Source organism: Paraburkholderia bengalensis (assembly GCF_037126505.1).
GTDB lineage: Bacteria > Pseudomonadota > Gammaproteobacteria > Burkholderiales > Burkholderiaceae > Paraburkholderia > Paraburkholderia bengalensis.
Genome location: NZ_JACFYJ010000308.1, coordinates 1 through 471, shown reverse-complemented (window position 1 = coordinate 471; position 471 = coordinate 1). Strand labels below are relative to the sequence as shown.

General features: G+C 58.4%; 1 protein-coding gene. It reads right to left on the bottom strand.

Features of this window, described 5'->3' with window-relative positions; genetic code table 11:
* Nucleotides 1-125 precede the first annotated feature (125 nt).
* Nucleotides 126-471: TonB family protein (locus tag H3V53_RS43410; RefSeq protein ID WP_336603070.1), on the bottom strand; the 346-nt coding region annotated here is incomplete at its 5' end.

The window sequence follows — 471 nt, the reverse complement described above, 5'->3', positions numbered from 1 at the left end:
TAAAGCCGCACGTGGGGCCGCGCGGCCCCTGTAAGACGTAATGAGTGAGTGGGATGAAACACAGCGCACCTCCCGTTATGCCTGGCACTGTGAAGAAATGATTTCGCGCATGAACGGTGGCGCCGTCAGTTCAACGTCTGCGCCTGCGGTGGCGTGAGTTCCCGCAGCTGGAATTTTCGGTCGTCATTGAACAGCCAGTCCTCGAAAAGCTCCAGTTGCCCGTTTGCGTTGAGCAGTTCCGCCGGTGGTCGCGGCAACGGCGACGAGCGGCGCAGTGATCTGAGCGCGGTGTTCTCAGCTTCGTCGTCGCCATTCGTCCGATACACGGAGGACGTCAGCACATGTCCGTTTCGATCGACGACGAAAGAAACTACTACGACCGAACGCAGCATTGCCTGAGGATTACCATGCAGCACGTCCGAGGGATTGTTTTGCTCGATGCGTTGCGCAACGGCAACCTGGTATTGGTCG